Origin of the sequence: Rhodococcus sp. IEGM 1351 (genome assembly GCF_030056875.1) — a bacterium.
In the GTDB taxonomy this organism is placed as follows: Bacteria; Actinomycetota; Actinomycetes; order Mycobacteriales; family Mycobacteriaceae; genus Rhodococcus_F; species Rhodococcus_F opacus.
In genome coordinates this window covers 2,501-18,690 of record NZ_JASHKU010000002.1, presented here as the reverse complement: position 1 = coordinate 18,690, position 16,190 = coordinate 2,501, and the positions used below count along the sequence as shown (strand labels likewise).

The following is a 16,190-nucleotide window of genomic DNA, read 5'->3' as shown; positions in this document are numbered from 1 at the left end:
GACGGTGAGGAGCGGTGCGATGACCGAAGTGCGCGACGTCGTGGCGGCGGCGAGTCAGTTGACCGACGCCGAGTTCCTCCAGGTGGTGCGTGCGGTGGCCGCGGGTCGCCCGGGCCTCGGTGCGCTCCTCGCGGCGGTGGACGTGGGTGCGGCGATTCCGGCCGAGGATCCGGTGACCGCGGAGGTCGTGCCCCACATCGCACCGGATGTGCCCGAGCCGGACTACACGCCGGGTGGGGTCCCGACGTTCGACCGGGTGCGTGAGCGGATCGAGGGACGGTTCGGGACGGCGATGGGCTCCTCCGAACTCGCGCACGACAGCCCGTCGGGGCAGTCGCTGGACGAGGCGTGGGAGAAGCGGGAGAAGGCGGGTAAGGCCAAGCTCGACGAGATTCGGCGGTCGCTCGGCAAGCAGTGACCACGGATTGCGGCCCGTCCAGAGACCGCGGTGTGTATTAGCTTGCATGATGATGCATAATCAATCGTATGACTGAGCACGCGGGAAAACCGATCAGGATTGCTGTCGCCGGCGCGAGCGGATACGCCGGTGGCGAAGTGCTGCGTCTGCTGCTGGGGCACCCGTCGTATGCGGACGGTTCGCTCGTCATCGGCGCGCTCACAGCCGGCGGCAACGCCGGATCGACTCTGGGCTCGCACCATCCGCACCTGCTTCCCCTCGCCGACCGAGTGCTCGAGGACACCACCGTCGAGACGCTCGCCGGACACGACGTGGTGTTTCTCGGTCTGCCGCACGGTAATTCGGCGCAGTACGCGAAGGCGCTGCCCGAGTCCACCGTCATCATCGACTGCGGTGCCGACTTCCGGCTGACGAACGCCGAGGACTGGGAGCGGTACTACAAGAGCCCGCACGCGGGCAGCTGGCCGTACGGACTTCCGGAACTCCCGGGTGCCCGCGAGAAACTCGTCGGCGCCACCCGCATCGCCGTCCCCGGGTGCTTCCCGACGGTGTCGAGCCTGGCGATGGCTCCGGCGGTCGCGGCGGGTGTCGTCGAACCGCGGGTCACGATCGTCGCCGTCACCGGCGCCTCCGGCGCGGGACGCGCACCCAAGGCCGATCTGCTCGGCTCCGAGGTGATGGGTTCGGTTCGTGCCTACGGTGTGGGCGGCGTGCACCGCCACACCCCGGAGATCATCCAGAACCTCTCCGAACTCGCCGGTGAGCGCGTCACCGTGTCGTTCACCCCCGTGCTGGCGCCGATGCCGCGCGGCATCCTCGCCACGTGCACCGCGGCCACCACCGCGTCCGAGGACGAGGTGCGCGCGATCTACGAAAAGGCTTACGCGGACGAGCCGTTCGTGCACGTGCTGCCCCGGGGCGTGCTGCCACAGACCGGTGCCGTCGTCGGATCGAACGCGGTCCAGATCGCGGTGACGGTCGACGCCGACGCCGGTCAGATCGTCGTGGTCGCGGTGATCGACAACCTTGCGAAGGGCACCGCCGGGGGAGCGGTGCAATCGATGAATCTTGCGCTTGGACTACCCGAGACCGCCGGTCTCTCGACAGTGGGAGTTGCCCCGTGAGCAGTGACAGCACGATCGATCCGCATCCGACCCGGGAGGTCGCCGGCGGCACCCTGGTCCGAACCCAGGGAGTGTCGGGGCCCGCAGGCTTCCGCGCAGCCGGGATCAAGGCGGGTATCAAGGCGAGCGGCAACGCCGACCTGGCTCTCGTCGTCAACGAGGGACCCGAGCTTGCAGCGGCGGGCGTCTTCACCGCGAACAAGGTGAAGGCCGCCCCCGTGCTGTGGTCGCAACAGGTGCTCACCACGGGCAGGCTGCGCGCCGTCGTGCTCAATTCCGGTGGGGCCAACGCGTGCACGGGTGCAGGCGGGTTCCAGGACGCGCACAAGACGGCCGAGGAAGTGGCGTCCGCGCTGAGCAACTGGGGAACCGAGACCGGCGCCGTCGAGGTCGCGGTGTGTTCCACCGGCCTGATCGGCGACCGCCTGCCCATGGACAAGGTCCTGGCCGGTGTCACGGAGGCCGTGCACGAGCTCGCCGGGGGAATCTCGGGTGGCACCGACGCCGCGTACGCGATCATGACCACCGACACGGTGCCGAAGCAGGCCGCCCTGCACCATGCGGACAAGTGGAACGTGGGCGGAATGGCGAAGGGCGCGGGCATGCTGGCCCCCGCGCTGGCGACGATGCTGTGCGTGGTGACGACCGACGCCGTCGCGACCGCCGCACAACTCGACGCCGCGCTGCGGGCGGCCACCCGGGTGACGTTCGACCGGCTGGACGTCGACGGCGCCACGTCGACCAACGACACGGTGCTGCTGCTCGCGTCCGGTGCGAGCAACGTGACACCGACCCAGGAAGAACTGAACGCGGCTGTGACGGCCGTCTGCGACGATCTGGCCGATCAGATGATGGCCGACGCGGAGGGCGTCACCAAGCGGGTGCGGGTCACGGTCAGCGGCGCCGTCAGCGAGGACGACGCCTTGATCGGCGCCCGGACGGTGGCGCGGGACAGCCTCGTCAAGACGGCGCTGTTCGGGTCCGACCCCAACTGGGGCCGGGTGCTCGCCGCAATCGGCATCGCGCCGATCGAACTGGACCCCGACAAGATCTCGGTGTCGTTCAACGGCGCCCCCGTCTGCATCGACGGCGTCGGCGCACCGGGTGCGCGGGACGTGGACCTGAGCGACATCGACATCTCCCTCGACATCGACCTCGGTCTCGGCGAACACGCGGTGACCATCCGGACCACCGACCTCTCGCACGCGTATGTCGAAGAGAACTCGGCGTATTCGTCATGACAGCGACCAGCGAGGCACTCAGCGGCATCACCGATCACCAGAAGGCGCACGTCCTGGCGGAGGCGCTGCCGTGGCTGCAGCAGTTCCGCGACAAGGTCGTCGTCGTGAAGTACGGCGGCAACGCCATGGTCGACGACGCGTTGAAGACGGCGTTCGCGGCCGACATGGCGTTCCTGCGGACGGTCGGAATTCAGCCGGTCGTCGTGCACGGCGGCGGCCCCCAGATCAATGCCATGCTCGGAAAGCTCGGCATGACAGGTGAATTCAAGGGCGGCTTCCGCGTCACCACCCCCGAGGTCATGGACGTCGTCCGGATGGTGCTGTTCGGTCAGGTCGGCCGCGAACTGGTCGGACTGATCAATGCGCACGGACCGTACGCCGTCGGCATCTCCGGCGAGGACGCGCACCTGTTCACCGCCACCAAGCGCACCGTGATGGTCGAGGGCACGCCGACCGACATCGGTCTCGTCGGCGACGTCACGACGGTGAACCCGGAGGCGGTCCTCGATCTGATCCGTGCGGGCCGAATTCCCGTGGTGTCCACCATCGCCCCCGACTCGGACGGTGTGGTGCACAACATCAACGCGGACACCGCCGCCGCAGCGCTCGCCGAGGCCATCGGCGCCGAGAAGCTCGTGGTCCTCACGGATGTCGAAGGGCTGTACACGAACTGGCCGGACCGCGATTCGGTGGCCACCGAGATCGACGTGGACGCGCTCGCGCAACTGCTGCCCAGCCTCGACGCCGGCATGGTGCCGAAGATGGAGGCCTGCCTGCGCGCGGTCCGCGGCGGCGTGCCCACCGCGCACGTCATCGACGGCCGTGTCGCCCATTCCGTTCTGCTCGAACTGTTCACCGGCGAGGGCATCGGCACGATGGTCACGCCCGGCCCGACTTCACCTACCGAGGGAGTTGCCTCATGACCGGAACCCCGGAACTCCAGCAGCGCTGGTCCGGCGCTCTGATGAACACGTACGGCGTCCCCCGGGTGGCACTCACGCGCGGGCAGGGAGCGGTGCTGACCGACGCCGACGGCAAGGAGTACGTCGACTTCCTCGCCGGCATCGCCGTCAACATCCTCGGACACGCCCACCCGGCGATCATCGAGGCCGTCACCACGCAGTTGTCGATCCTCGGGCACGTGTCGAACCTGTACGCCAGCGAGCCGGCGATCGAACTGGCCGAGAAGCTGCTCTCCCATCTGGGCGCCCCCGGACGTGTCTTCCTGTGTAATTCCGGCACGGAGGCCAACGAGGCGGCGTTCAAGCTCGCGCGGGCCACGGGACGATCGAAGATCATCGCCGCGGAGAACTCCTTCCACGGCCGCACGATGGGTGCTCTCGCGCTCACCGGCCAGGCCGCCAAGCGCGCGCCGTTCGAGCCGATGCCCCCGGGCGTCGAGCACGTGCCGTACGGCGATCTCGACGCACTCGACCGCGCCGTCGACGCCGACACCGCGGCCGTGTTCCTGGAGCCGATGATGGGTGAAGGCGGTGTCGTCGTTCCGCCGGAGGGGTACCTCGCGGGCGCACGGCAGATCACCGCCGATCGCGGCGCCCTGCTCGTGCTCGACGAAGTGCAGACCGGGATCGGCCGCACGGGCTGGTTCTACGCACACCAGGCGGTCGGGATCGTGCCCGACGTCATGACCCTCGCGAAGGGTCTCGGTGGCGGGATGCCGATCGGCGCGTGCATCGCGACCGGCGCGGCCGCGGACCTGTTCGGGCCGGGCAAGCACGGCACGACGTTCGGCGGGAACCCCGTCTGCGCGTCGGCGGCGCTCGCCGTGCTGCGGACGATCGCCGAAGACGACCTCATCTCCCGCGCCGACACGCTCGGCAAGTCGCTGTCGGCCGGTATCGAAGGTCTCGGACATCCGTTGATCGACCACGTCCGCGGGGCCGGGCTGCTGCTCGGCATCGTCCTGACCCAGGACGTGGCCCCCGCGGTGGAGAACTCCGCGCGTGAGGCCGGATACCTGATCAACGCCGCACAACCGGGCGTCGTCCGGCTGGCTCCGCCCCTGGTCCTCACGGACGATCAGGCCGAAGGATTCGTCGCGGCGCTGCCCGCGATTCTCGACAACGCGCAATCGGCCGCTCAGCCGGGAAAGCAGTGACGACCGTGGTGAAACACTTTCTCCGGGACGACGACCTCACCCCTGCACAGCAGGCCGAGGTCCTCGAGCTCGCCGCCAGGCTGAAGAAGGCCCCATTCGCGGAGCGCCCGCTCGAAGGCCCCCGCGGGGTCGGCGTGATCTTCGAGAAGAATTCGACGCGTACCCGGTTCTCGTTCGAGATGGGCATCGCCCAGCTCGGCGGTCACGCGATCGTCGTCGACGGGCGCAGCACCCAGCTCGGCCGTGAGGAGACGCTGCAGGACACGGGCCGCGTCCTGTCGCGGTACGTCGACGCCGTGGTGTGGCGCACGTTCGGGCAGAAGCGGCTCGAGGCGATGGCGTCGGGCGCCGACGTCCCGATCGTCAACGCGCTGTCCGACGAGTTCCACCCGTGCCAGGTCCTGGCCGACCTGCAGACGCTCGTGGAGCGGAAGGGTTCGCTGAAGGGACTGAAGCTCACCTACCTCGGCGACGGCGCCAACAACATGGCGCACTCGCTGATGCTGGGCGGTGTGACCGCAGGCGTCGACGTGACCATCGCCAGCCCCGAGGGGTTCGCACCGCTGCCGTGGGTGGTCGAGGCCGCCCGCGCGCGGGCGGGCGAGACCGGCGCGACCATCACCCTCAGCGGTGACCCGCAGACGGCGGTCGTCGGCGCGGACGCACTCGTCACCGACACCTGGACCTCGATGGGCCAGGAGAATGACGGGCTCGACCGGGTCGGTCCGTTCCGCCCGTTCCAGATCAACGAGGCGCTCCTCGCGAAGGCCGACGCCGACGCGGTGGTCCTGCACTGCCTGCCCGCCCACCGCGGGGAGGAGATCACCGACGAGGTTCTCGACGGACCGCAGAGCGTCGTCTGGGACGAGGCGGAGAACCGGCTGCACGCGCAGAAGGCCCTGCTCGTGTGGCTGCTGGCGCAGCGAACCGGGGACCGTCCGTGAGTGCGGCACCCCCGCAGCGTGCAGGTGCGGCTCAGCCGCAGCGTGCAGGTGCGGCTCAGCCGCAGCGCGCCGCCAACGCGGCGACGGCACCCACTCGGGCGGGACGGCAGGCGCGCATCGTCGCGATCCTGTCGAACAACCCTGTCCGCAGCCAGACCGAACTCGCGGCGCTGCTCGCGGCCGAGGGCATCGACGCCACCCAGGCCACGCTGTCGCGAGACCTCGAAGAACTGGGTGCCGTGAAACTTCGCGCCGCAGACGGCGGCGCCGGGGTCTATGTGGTGCCCGAGGACGGAAATCCCGTCCGCGGCGTCTCCGGCGGAACCGACCGGCTGTCGCGGTTGCTGGGGGAGTTACTGGTGTCGACCGATGCCAGTGGCAACATGGCGGTGCTGCGAACTCCCCCGGGGGCAGCGCACTATCTGGCGAGTGCACTCGATCGGGCATCATTACCTGACGTCGTGGGAACCATCGCGGGGGATGACACCATTCTCGTGGTGGCACGCGAGCCGCTGAGCGGGGCGGAACTCGCGGCCAAGATCGAATCCCTCGCCTGACAACTGAATCATCTCTACAGATCTTCAACCTAAGGAGCACAAGGACCATGGCCGATCGCGTCGTACTCGCCTACTCGGGCGGGCTGGACACCTCAGTCGCCATCAGCTGGATCGGCAAGGAGACGGGCAAGGAAGTTGTTGCTGTCGCCATCGATCTCGGCCAGGGCGGCGAGGACATGGAGGTCGTGCGTCAGCGTGCACTCGACTGCGGTGCGGTCGAGTCGGTCGTGGTGGATGCGCGCGACGAGTTCGCCGACGAATACTGCCTGCCGACCATCCAGGCCAACGCCCTCTACATGGACCGCTACCCGCTCGTGTCGGCCATCAGCCGCCCGCTGATCGTCAAGCACCTCGTCGAGGCGGCGCGCGCCCACGGCGGCACCACGGTCGCGCACGGCTGCACCGGCAAGGGCAACGACCAGGTCCGGTTCGAGGTCGGCTTCGGATCGCTCGCTCCCGACCTCGACGTGATCGCACCGGTCCGCGACTACGCGTGGACCCGTGAGAAGGCGATCGCGTTCGCCGAGGAGAACGAGATCCCGATCAACGTCTCCAAGAAGTCGCCGTTCTCGATCGACCAGAACGTGTGGGGCCGCGCCGTCGAGACCGGGTTCCTCGAGGACCTGTGGAACGCGCCGACCAAGGACGTCTACGACTACACGCAGGATCCGACCGTCAACTGGCAGGCCCCGGACGAGCTGATCATCAGCTTCGAGGCCGGCCGCCCCGTCGCGATCGACGGCAAGCCGGTCAGCGTCCTCGAAGCGATCCAGGAGCTCAACCGCCGCGCCGGCGCTCAGGGCGTCGGGCGCCTCGACGTCGTCGAGGACCGTCTCGTCGGCATCAAGAGCCGTGAGATCTACGAGGCTCCGGGAGCCATGGTCCTCATCAACGCCCACCAGGAACTCGAGCACGTCACGCAGGAACGCGAGCTCGGCCGCTACAAGCGTCAGACCGAACAGCGCTGGAGCGAGCTGGTGTACGACGGCCTCTGGTTCTCCCCGCTGAAGGTCGCGCTGGACACGTTCATCGAGAAGACGCAGGAACGCGTCTCCGGCGACATCCGGCTGGTGCTGCACGGCGGTGCGATCATCGTCAACGGCCGCCGCAGCAACCAGTCCCTGTACGACTTCAACCTGGCCACCTACGACGAGGGCGACACGTTCGACCAGTCCTACGCCAAGGGATTCGTGCAGATCCACGGACTGTCCTCGAAGGTCGCGGCGAAGCGCGATCTGGGCCTCTAGGTATGAGTGCTCACGGCACCAACGAAGGAGCCCTCTGGGGCGGCCGGTTCGAGTCCGGACCGGCCGCCGCCATGGCGGCGCTGAGCAAGTCCACCCACTTCGACTGGGTGCTGGCTCCGTACGACGTGCGCGCGTCCCAGGCCCATGCCCGGGTGCTGCACAAGGCCGGCCTGCTGGCTGACGACGACCTGGCGGCGATGCTCGACGGTCTCGGCAGGCTCGCGGCCGACGTCGCGAGCGGCGAGTTCGTCCCGAGCGAATCCGACGAGGACGTGCACGGGGCGCTCGAGCGAGGCCTGATCGATCGGGTCGGTCCCGAGGTCGGGGGACGCCTGCGCGCCGGGCGTTCGCGCAACGATCAGGTGGCGACGCTGTTTCGGATGTGGCTGCGGGACGCCGTCCGCCGCGTGGCCGCGGGTGTCCTCGACGTCGTCGACGCACTCGCGACGCAGGCCGCGGCGCACCCCTCCGCGGTGATGCCGGGCAAGACGCACCTGCAGGCCGCGCAGCCGGTGCTGCTCGCGCACCACCTGCTGGCACACACGCACCCGTTGCTCCGCGACGTTCAGCGGCTGCGGGACTTCGACGTGCGGGCGGCCGTGTCGCCGTACGGGTCCGGAGCGCTGGCCGGATCGTCACTCGGACTCGATCCCGAGGCGATCGCCGCGGAGCTCGCCTTCGATTCGTCGGCCGAGAACTCGATCGACGCCACGTCGTCGCGGGACTTCGCGGCCGAGGCGGCGTTCGTGCTCGCGATGATCGGCGTCGACCTGTCGCGGATGGCCGAGGAGGTCATCCTCTGGAGCACTCCGGAATTCGGCTACATCACGCTCGCCGACGCCTGGTCGACCGGCTCGTCGATCATGCCGCAGAAGAAGAACCCGGACGTGTCCGAGCTCACCCGCGGAAAGTCCGGGCGGCTGATCGGCAACCTGACCGGTCTGCTGGCCACCCTGAAGGCGCAGCCGCTCGCGTACAACCGGGATCTGCAGGAGGACAAGGAGCCGGTCTTCGATTCGGTGGCACAGCTCGAGTTGCTGCTCCCGGCGATCACCGGACTGGTGTCCACTCTCGAATTCCACACGGACCGAATGGCGGAACTGGCACCGGCGGGCTTCACGCTGGCCACCGACATCGCCGAGTGGCTCGTTCGTCAGGGCGTCCCGTTCCGGGTCGCGCACGAGGCGGCGGGGGCGTGCGTCCGCGTTGCCGAGGCGCGGGCCGTCGGACTCGAGGATCTCACCGACGACGAACTCGCCGGGGTCGATCCGGCGCTCACTCCGGACGTGCGGGAGGTGCTCACCGTCGAGGGCTCGATCGCCTCGCGTAACGCCCGCGGCGGTACAGCCGGTATCCGTGTGGCCGAACAGTTGGGCGGGGTCCGTCAGCTGTCCGAGTCGCTGCGTGAGTGGTGTCGATGACGCCCGTGTCGGACGCCCCGGATTAGGGGCTGTGTGACGCGTCGAGCGCAGTAGGGTGAGGGCGGGCGGCAGTGAGACGTGCGTCACAGTTCGAGAGTCTGGGAGAGTGTTCGTGGGACTGAATACCGAAACGGTGATGGGCCCGATCCGTCGCGTGGTGGCGACGGCGCAGAACGGGTTGGAGGTAGTTCGCCTCGGTGGACTCGAGACGGACCTCACCACGTCGCCGTTCGAGGTGGTCGAACGCGCACCGATGTATCGGCTCCGCAGGTATTTCCCCGACACCGACCCTGCCGACGCCGGGCCCCCGATCGTTCTGGTCCCGCCGATGATGATGTCGGCCGACGTCTACGATGTGACCCGCGATCAGGGCGCAGTCGGCATCCTGCACTCGATGGGGATCGACCCGTGGGTGGTCGACTTCGGATCGCCGGATTCCGAAGAGGGCGGGTGGGATCGGAATCTCGCCGACCACATCGTCGCGATCAGCGAGATCATCGACCAGGTGCGGGCGCACACCGGTCGTGACGTCTACTTGTCCGGATACTCGCAGGGCGGCATGTTCGCCTACCAGGCCGCCGCCTACCGCCGCAGTCGCAACATCGCCGGCCTCGTGACGTTCGGCAGTCCGGTCGACACGCTCGCCGGGCTGCCGTTCGGTATCCCGGCGGGGTTCGCCACCGACGCTGCCGGCTTCCTCGCGGACCACGTCTTCAATCGGCTCGCGGTGTCGGGGTGGATGGCGCGCACCGGTTTTCAGCTCCTCGATCCCGTAAAGACACTGAAGTCGAGGCTCGACTTCCTGCGTCAGTTGCACGACCGGGAAGCGTTGTTGCCGCGGGAGCAGCAGCGGCGCTTCCTCGCGACCGAGGGCTGGGTGGCGTGGTCCGGTCCGGCTGTTGCGGAGTTGCTCAAGCAGTTCATCGTGCACAACCGCATGATGACCGGCGGGTTCGTGATCAAGGATCAGGTGGTGTCGCTCGCGGAGTTGACCTGCCCCATCCTCGCGTTCGTCGGGGAAGTCGACGACATCGGTCAGCCGTTGGCTGTCCGCGGTATCCGCCGGGCCGCCCCACGGGCGAATGTGTACGAATCAACTTTGCGGGCAGGACATTTCGGCCTCGTCGTCGGTTCGGCTGCGGCGACCCACACGTGGCCCACGACCGGGAAATGGGTGCTGTGGAACGAGGGTCTCGGCCCACGGCCCACCACTATCGAGCTCATGCGCTACGACGAACATTTCGGCAGCGAATCCGGAGTCTCCATCAGCGACCGCATCATTCACACCGTGGCGTCGGTCGCCGAGGTCGGCGTCGGTGTCGGCAAGGGGATCAGTGATTTCGCTTCGGGCGCGCTGCGGGGAACGGTGGAGCTGTCCGGCGAGGCCACGCGGGCGCTACCGCGGCTGGCCCGGCTCGGTCAGATGCAGCCCCACACCCAGATCTCGCTCAGCCGGTTGCTGGCCGAACAGGGGCGGAAGGCGCCGGGCGGCGAGTGCTTCCTCTTCGACAATCGCGTCCATACCTACGCGGCGGTCAATCAGCGGATCGACAACGTGGTGCGCGGCCTGATCCAGGCCGGTGTCCGTCCCGCCGCTCACGTCGGCGTCGTGATGCAGACGCGCCCGAGTGCGCTCGCCGCCATCGCGGCGCTGTCCCGTCTCGGTGCCGTGGCTGTCTTGCTGCCCCCGGGCCGGGAGGTCCACACCGCGATCCGCATCGACGGTGTCGAACGCATCGTCACCGACCCGGAGAATCTCGACGCGGCGATCGCGACCGGGATGCAGGTCCTGGTTCTGGGCGGTGGCGACCAGCGCGACCTCGACGTGGATCCCTCGGCGAACGTCGTGGACCTCGAGAAGATCGACCCCGCCGCCGTGACACTGCCGGGCTGGTACCGGCCCGATCCCGGTCTCGCTCGTGAACTGGCATTCATCATCTGCAGTGAGTCCAACGGCCACTGGGAGACGAAACAGATCACCAACTACCGGTGGGCGCTGTCGGCGTTCGGAACGGCCTCGGCCGCCGATCTGGACCGTGGCGACACCGTGTATTGCCTTGCACCCCTGCATCATTCGTCGAGCCTACTGGCCGCGATCGGTGGTGCCGTGGCAGGTGGCTCCCGGATCGCGCTCTCACGCGGAGTCGATCCCGAGCGGTTCGCCGAGGAAGTCCACCGCTACGGGGTGACCGTGGTGAGCTACACGTGGACGATGATGCGAGAAATCCTCGACGCCGAGAACCTCGCGCTCGACGGCAGTCACCCCGTCCGGCTCTTCATCGGATCCGGAATGCCGCAGGGGTTGTGGCGTCGCACGACGGAGCGGTTCGCACCGGCGAAGGTCCTCGAGTTCTACGCGTCCACCGAGGGCGACGTGGTTCTCGCGAACGTCGCAGGCGCGAAGGTCGGGGCAAAGGGGCGCCCCCTCCCGGGGAGCGCGGAGGTTCGGCTCGCGGCCTACGACCCGATCGCCGGGCGACTGCTGGAGGACGAGCAGGGGTTCGTCCGGGAATGCCAGGACGACGAGGTCGGTCTGCTCCTCGGCAGGGCGGGCGTGCACGCCGAGATGTCCGGCGGCGCGATGCGGGGGATCTTTGCCGCGGGCGACGCCTGGATTCCGACGGAGAACCTCTTCCGTCGCGACGCCGACGGGGACTTCTGGCTGGTCGACCACAGGAAGACCGTCATCGCGACTTCGAGGGGAGCCGTGTTCACCCAGCCGATCGTCGATGCGCTCGTGTCCGTCGATCGCGTCGACCTCGCGGTTGCCTACGGGGTGGAGGTCGGCGGCCGGACACTGGCCGTGGCCGCGTTCACCCTCCGCGAAGGGCGGGCGCCGAGGCTGGCGGAGATCTCCGACGCCTTCGAGGTGCTTCCTCCCGCGCTGCGACCCGACATCTTCCAGGTGGTGGAGGACATCCCGCTGGGGTCCTCGTACCGTCCGAACGCCGAGGCGCTGAGCGCGGCCGGACTGCCCAAGCCGGGAACCCGTGTGTGGTACGTCGATCCGGAATCGCAGCAGTACAAGCGACTGACCAAGGCGGTGGCCGCGGAGTTTCGGAACGGCTCGGCCGGGGTGCCTGCCGGTGCGCGGTAACCTGACACTGCTCACCCGAACGGTTGGAGAGGACTTCCGTGGTTATTGATCCGACGTTGCTCGGCATTCTCGCGTGCCCACAGGACAAGGGTCCTCTGCTGTTGGTCGGCGACGAGCTGCTCTACAACCCTCGACTGCGACGGGCGTATCCCATCGAGAACGGGATTCCCGTCCTCCTCATCGACGAGGCCCGGGACGTCGGCGCGGACGAGCACGAGACGCTGCTCGCCCGGGCTGCCGGCGAGGCCTGATCACACCGGACTCGGGCGAGCCCGATCACACCGGCAGAGCTCCGGTGAGGTAGCGCTGCAACGTCGGTCCGACGATCGCGACGAGGTCGTCGACGGGCAGCGACGCGAGTGGCTCGAATTCGAGGATGTACCGCGTCACCAGAACCCCGGCCATCTGGGATGCCACCAGCTGCATGCGCAGCATCCCGGTTCCCGGTGGCTCGTCGACGCGCGGTCCGAGGTCTCGGAGCACGACCTCCAGGAGGAACGTGCGAATGAGATTGGGTTCGTTTCCCGCCATCGCGGACCGGAACGCCGCGACCACGGCGGGCTTGTGCGGCGACTCCCAGATGGAGAAGACGGCCCGGGCGAGGTGACTACCGACCTCGCCCGTCGGAATGTCGAGCACCGGAGCGATCACCTGCGTCGGATCCACGGGAATGTCGACCGAGGCGAGGAACAGATCTCGTTTGGTTCCGAAGTAGTGGTGGATCAGGGCGGAGTCGACGCCGGCACCGGTGGCCACGGAGCGCACGCTGGTTTTGTCGAAGCCGTTCTGTGCAAACAGTTTCCGTGCACTCGCCAGGATTCGTGACCGTGTGTCCGGGTTGCCCGGGCGTCGTCCCGTGCGCAGACCCGGGGTGGCGTCCGCGCGTGTCGCGGGGCCGGTCATGGTGTGCGACGCCTCAGAGTCGCGGCGCCCAGCGACAGTGCGAGGAGCGCGAAGGCGGCGACCACCGCCAGGTCGCGCCACATGAGCCCCGTCGCCCCGGGATGGGTGGCGACCTGCTGCAGCGCCTCGACCGCGTAGCTCAGCGGGAGGGCGTTGCTGATCCACTCGAGCCAGGTGGGGAGCTGATCTCGCGGAACGAGCAGACCGCACAGGAAGAGCTGGGGCACCACGACCACCGGCATGAACTGCACCGCCTGGAACTCGGTGCGCGCGAAGGCGCTGCACAATAGGCCGAGGGCGACGCCGAGTATCGCGTTCAGCACGGCGATCAGCAGCACCCACGTCACGCTGCCCTCGGTGGTGAGGCCGAGGAATCCGAACGAGACGACGCAGGCGAGCGCCGCCTGCGCAGCAGCGGCCGTGGAGAACGCGGCAGCGTAGCCGCCGAGCAGGTCGAGTTTGCCCATGGGGGTCGTGAGCAGGCGTTCGAGTGTTCCCGACGTCCGTTCGCGCTGCATCGCGATCGACGTGACCAGGAACATCACGACGAACGGCAGGATGCCGAGCATCGTGATCGCGACGCGCTCGAACAGCGACAGCTGACCGGGTGGCGCCGGAACGTTCTGATACAGGAAGTACAGCAACACCATCAGCAGACTGGGTACCACCAGAATCATGGCGACGGTGCGGTGATCCGTCCGTAGTTGCGCGAGGATCCGGCCCGCAGTGGCTGCGAAGATCGTGACGTTCATCAGTTCTCGCTCCCGACATGTGATGCGCGAATGAGGTTAAGGAAGGCGTCTTCGAGGCTCGCCTCACCGGTCTGCTCCCGGAGTTCGCCGGGGGAGACCTGCGCGAGAACGTAGCCGTCGCGCATGAGGAGGAGCGAAGCGCAATGTTCGGCCTCGTCCATGACGTGGCTCGACACGAGCAGGGTGGTACCGGTGTCGGCGAGAGCGTCGAACCGTTCCCACAGTTCGACGCGCAGGAGTGGGTCCAGGCCGACGGTCGGCTCGTCGAGGACGAGGACCTCGGGGCGTGCCACCAGCGCGCAGGCGAGGCTGACCCGTCCCAGCTGTCCTCCCGACAGATCCGCCGCCTTCTGGGTTGCGAAGCGTGTCAGACCCACCGCCTCGACGGCTTCGGTGACCGCGTCCGACGGTTGGCCGTAGAGCGCGGCGAAGTAGGCCACGTTCTTCTTGACCGTGAGGTCGGCGTACACGCTGGGTGACTGGGTGACGTATCCGATGCGGCTTCGCAACGAGACCGAGCCTGCGGGGGCGCCCAGCACCGTGACCGTCCCCGATTCCACGATCTGCGTGCCGACCACGCACCGCATCAGCGTGGTCTTTCCGCAGCCGGAGGGTCCCAGGAGGCCGGTGATGGATCCGCTCGGCACCTGAACGTCGATGCCGTGCAGCACTTCGTTCCTGCCTCTTCGCACGTGCAGATCTCGGATGTCGATCACCGGGCTGCCGGTCATGGCGGGCCTCAATTCATCACTGGGTGAATTCATTGCTTGATGAATTATGCGACCGACGGGGTGGCGAGTCAACGGTTGTGGAGAATCGGGACGTGACCATCGATCGACTTGACCGGGCGGACCCCGTCGACGCCGCGCGAATCGTTCTCGGATCCACGCTGATCGTCGGAGACGTCCGCATCCGCATCGTCGAAGTGGAGGCGTACGGCGGGGAGAAGGACGGCCCGTGGCCCGATCCGGCATCGCACTCGTACCGAGGGAGGACGCCGCGCAATGAGGTGATGTTCGGCCCGGCCGGGCACCTGTACGTCTACCGCAGCTACGGGATGCACTTCTGCATGAACGTGTCGTACGGGCCGGTCGGAAGCGCGGGCGGGGTGCTTCTCCGGGCGGGCGAAGTGCTCGACGGCTGCGCCACGGTTCAGGCGCGCCGGCCCCGCGTCACGCGACCTGCGGATTGGGCGCGCGGTCCCGGCAACCTGGGGTCCGCGACCGGCGTGACCCTCGCGGAGAACGGTGCGGCGTTGTTCGAGCACGATTCGCCGGTTCGGCTGGAGGTCGCGGAGTCGGACGGATGGGCGAGTGGCCCCCGGGTCGGCGTCAGCGCGGCCGCGGACCGGCCGTGGCGCTTCTGGATTCCGGAGTCGCCGGCCGTCTCCGTGTACCGGAGGAGCCCGCGTGCGATGCCCGCCGACGAGCAGATGGGATGATCGGACCCGTGACTGAGAACATCATCGATGAACTGACCTGGCGCGGGCTCATCGCCCAATCAACCGATCTGGACGCGCTGCGTCGTGATCTCGACGCCGGACCGGTCACGCTCTATGCCGGTTTCGATCCGACCGGGCCGAGTTTGCACGCCGGCCATCTCGTGCCCCTGCTCGCACTGAAGCGATTCCAGCGTGCGGGCAACCGCCCCGTCGTGCTGGCCGGTGGAGCGACGGGTCTGATCGGCGATCCCCGCGACGTCGGTGAGCGGACGATGAACTCCGCCGACACCGTGGCCGAATGGGCCGATCGGATCCGGGGTCAGCTCGAACGTTTCGTCGACTTCGACGACTCGCCGAGCGGCGCGATCATCGAGAACAACATGAACTGGACCGGCAAGCTGTCGGCCATCGACTTCCTGCGCGACGTGGGCAAGCACTTCTCCGTCAACGTGATGCTCGCGAGAGACACCGTCAAGCGGCGCCTCGAATCCGACGGCATGTCCTACACCGAGTTCAGCTACATGCTGCTCCAGGCCAACGACTACCTGCACCTGCGGCGCAGTCACGGCTGCTCGCTGCAGGTCGGCGGATCCGACCAGTGGGGCAACATCATCGCCGGCGTCGAATTGAACCGTCGCATCGACGCCGAGTCGGTGCACGGTCTGACCGTCCCGCTCGTCACGTCGGCGGACGGCAAGAAGTTCGGGAAGTCGACCGGAGGCGGAAGCCTGTGGCTCGACCCGGAGATGACGAGCCCCTACGCGTGGTACCAGTACTTCGTGAACACCGGCGACGCCGACGTCATCAAGTACCTGCGGTGGTTCACCTTCCTCACGGCCGAGGAGTTGGCGGAACTGGAGACGGCGACGGCCGAGCGGCCGCATGCACGGGAGGCGCAGCGCCGGCTCGCCGCCGAAATGACGACT

Annotated in this window: 16 protein-coding genes (1 of these 16 cut by a window edge); 13 read left to right on the top strand and 3 right to left on the bottom strand. The window is 68.3% G+C overall.

Annotated elements, in window-relative coordinates; translation table 11 throughout:
• Positions 1 to 19: 19 nt before the first annotated feature.
• The 11 genes from QM806_RS03045 to QM806_RS02995 all read left to right on the top strand — a co-directional run bounded on the left by QM806_RS03045 (position 20) and on the right by QM806_RS02995 (position 12,419).
• Positions 20 to 418: a hypothetical protein gene (locus QM806_RS03045; protein ID WP_005260418.1), complete on the top strand. Its 399-nt coding sequence runs from the start codon at positions 20 to 22 to the stop codon at positions 416 to 418.
• 68 nt (positions 419 to 486) lie between these two features.
• Positions 487 to 1,542 carry an N-acetyl-gamma-glutamyl-phosphate reductase gene (gene argC / locus QM806_RS03040; protein WP_005247372.1) on the top strand — a complete coding sequence of 352 codons (1,056 nt, stop codon included), beginning with the start codon at positions 487 to 489 and terminating at the stop codon, positions 1,540 to 1,542.
• Positions 1,539 to 2,783, top strand: coding sequence for a bifunctional glutamate N-acetyltransferase/amino-acid acetyltransferase ArgJ (gene argJ, locus QM806_RS03035; RefSeq protein WP_054245879.1), 1,245 nt, complete (start codon positions 1,539 to 1,541; stop codon positions 2,781 to 2,783). The genes argC and argJ overlap by 4 nt, the downstream gene beginning before the upstream one ends.
• A complete protein-coding gene (gene argB, locus QM806_RS03030) occupies positions 2,780 to 3,706 on the top strand; it encodes an acetylglutamate kinase (RefSeq protein WP_283290275.1) in 927 nt (308 codons plus the stop codon). The genes argJ and argB overlap by 4 nt, the downstream gene beginning before the upstream one ends.
• Positions 3,703 to 4,902: an acetylornithine transaminase gene (locus QM806_RS03025; RefSeq protein ID WP_005571080.1), complete on the top strand. Its 1,200-nt coding sequence runs from the start codon at positions 3,703 to 3,705 to the stop codon at positions 4,900 to 4,902. Before argB ends, QM806_RS03025 begins: the two co-directional genes overlap by 4 nt.
• Positions 4,899 to 5,846, top strand: coding sequence for an ornithine carbamoyltransferase (gene argF / locus QM806_RS03020; protein ID WP_005260421.1), 948 nt, complete (start codon positions 4,899 to 4,901; stop codon positions 5,844 to 5,846). Before QM806_RS03025 ends, argF begins: the two co-directional genes overlap by 4 nt.
• On the top strand, positions 5,843 to 6,403 hold the full coding sequence (locus QM806_RS03015; protein WP_005260422.1) for an arginine repressor: 561 nt from the start codon (positions 5,843 to 5,845) through the stop codon (positions 6,401 to 6,403). The genes argF and QM806_RS03015 overlap by 4 nt, the downstream gene beginning before the upstream one ends.
• Positions 6,404 to 6,450: 47 nt before the next feature.
• Positions 6,451 to 7,650, top strand: coding sequence for an argininosuccinate synthase (locus tag QM806_RS03010; RefSeq protein ID WP_005247359.1), 1,200 nt, complete (start codon positions 6,451 to 6,453; stop codon positions 7,648 to 7,650).
• A gap of 2 nt (positions 7,651 to 7,652) precedes the next feature.
• Complete coding sequence (gene argH / locus QM806_RS03005) at positions 7,653 to 9,071, top strand: argininosuccinate lyase (protein ID WP_005260423.1); 1,419 nt, start codon at positions 7,653 to 7,655, stop codon at positions 9,069 to 9,071.
• A 106-nt stretch (positions 9,072 to 9,177) separates the two neighbouring features.
• On the top strand, positions 9,178 to 12,168 hold the full coding sequence (locus tag QM806_RS03000; protein ID WP_283290268.1) for an acyl-CoA synthetase: 2,991 nt from the start codon (positions 9,178 to 9,180) through the stop codon (positions 12,166 to 12,168).
• A 38-nt stretch (positions 12,169 to 12,206) separates the two neighbouring features.
• The gene (locus QM806_RS02995; RefSeq protein ID WP_005247353.1) at positions 12,207 to 12,419 is read left to right on the top strand and encodes a Trm112 family protein; all 213 of its coding nucleotides are present in this window, start codon (positions 12,207 to 12,209) and stop codon (positions 12,417 to 12,419) included.
• 25 nt (positions 12,420 to 12,444) lie between these two features.
• Here QM806_RS02995 and QM806_RS02990 read toward each other — a convergent pair whose 3' ends face one another.
• The 3 genes from QM806_RS02990 to QM806_RS02980 are packed head-to-tail and all read right to left on the bottom strand — an operon-like array spanning position 12,445 to position 14,554.
• Positions 12,445 to 13,071, bottom strand: a complete 627-nt coding sequence (locus QM806_RS02990; protein WP_005260425.1) for a TetR/AcrR family transcriptional regulator — start codon at positions 13,069 to 13,071, stop codon at positions 12,445 to 12,447.
• A complete protein-coding gene (locus QM806_RS02985) occupies positions 13,068 to 13,823 on the bottom strand; it encodes an ABC transporter permease (RefSeq protein WP_037204898.1) in 756 nt (251 codons plus the stop codon). The genes QM806_RS02990 and QM806_RS02985 overlap by 4 nt, the downstream gene beginning before the upstream one ends.
• Entirely contained in the window at positions 13,823 to 14,554 is a 732-nt protein-coding gene (locus QM806_RS02980) for an ABC transporter ATP-binding protein (protein ID WP_005260427.1), read from the bottom strand. The genes QM806_RS02985 and QM806_RS02980 overlap by 1 nt, the downstream gene beginning before the upstream one ends.
• Before the next feature lie 92 nt (positions 14,555 to 14,646).
• Between QM806_RS02980 and QM806_RS02975 the strand changes: the two genes are divergently transcribed.
• Together QM806_RS02975 and tyrS are read left to right on the top strand one after the other, a co-directional pair.
• Positions 14,647 to 15,264 carry a DNA-3-methyladenine glycosylase gene (locus QM806_RS02975; protein ID WP_005260428.1) on the top strand — a complete coding sequence of 206 codons (618 nt, stop codon included), beginning with the start codon at positions 14,647 to 14,649 and terminating at the stop codon, positions 15,262 to 15,264.
• An 8-nt stretch (positions 15,265 to 15,272) separates the two neighbouring features.
• A protein-coding gene (gene tyrS / locus QM806_RS02970) for a tyrosine--tRNA ligase (RefSeq protein WP_005260429.1) crosses the window boundary here: on the top strand, positions 15,273 to 16,190 show its 5' portion. Its footprint extends 360 nt past the window's final position; the window shows 918 of its 1,278 coding nt (coding positions 1–918); it begins with the start codon at positions 15,273 to 15,275; its stop codon lies beyond the right edge, outside the window.

Coding starts and splice junctions, on each gene's coding strand:
- QM806_RS03045 (WP_005260418.1), top strand. CDS start 20: ATGACCGAAGTGCGCGACGTCGTGGCGGCGGCGAGTCAGTTGACCGAC.
- argC (WP_005247372.1), top strand. CDS start 487: ATGACTGAGCACGCGGGAAAACCGATCAGGATTGCTGTCGCCGGCGCG.
- argB (WP_283290275.1), top strand. CDS start 2,780: ATGACAGCGACCAGCGAGGCACTCAGCGGCATCACCGATCACCAGAAG.
- QM806_RS03025 (WP_005571080.1), top strand. CDS start 3,703: ATGACCGGAACCCCGGAACTCCAGCAGCGCTGGTCCGGCGCTCTGATG.
- QM806_RS03010 (WP_005247359.1), top strand. CDS start 6,451: ATGGCCGATCGCGTCGTACTCGCCTACTCGGGCGGGCTGGACACCTCA.
- argH (WP_005260423.1), top strand. CDS start 7,653: ATGAGTGCTCACGGCACCAACGAAGGAGCCCTCTGGGGCGGCCGGTTC.
- QM806_RS02990 (WP_005260425.1), bottom strand. CDS start 13,071: ATGACCGGCCCCGCGACACGCGCGGACGCCACCCCGGGTCTGCGCACG.
- QM806_RS02985 (WP_037204898.1), bottom strand. CDS start 13,823: ATGAACGTCACGATCTTCGCAGCCACTGCGGGCCGGATCCTCGCGCAA.
- QM806_RS02980 (WP_005260427.1), bottom strand. CDS start 14,554: ATGACCGGCAGCCCGGTGATCGACATCCGAGATCTGCACGTGCGAAGA.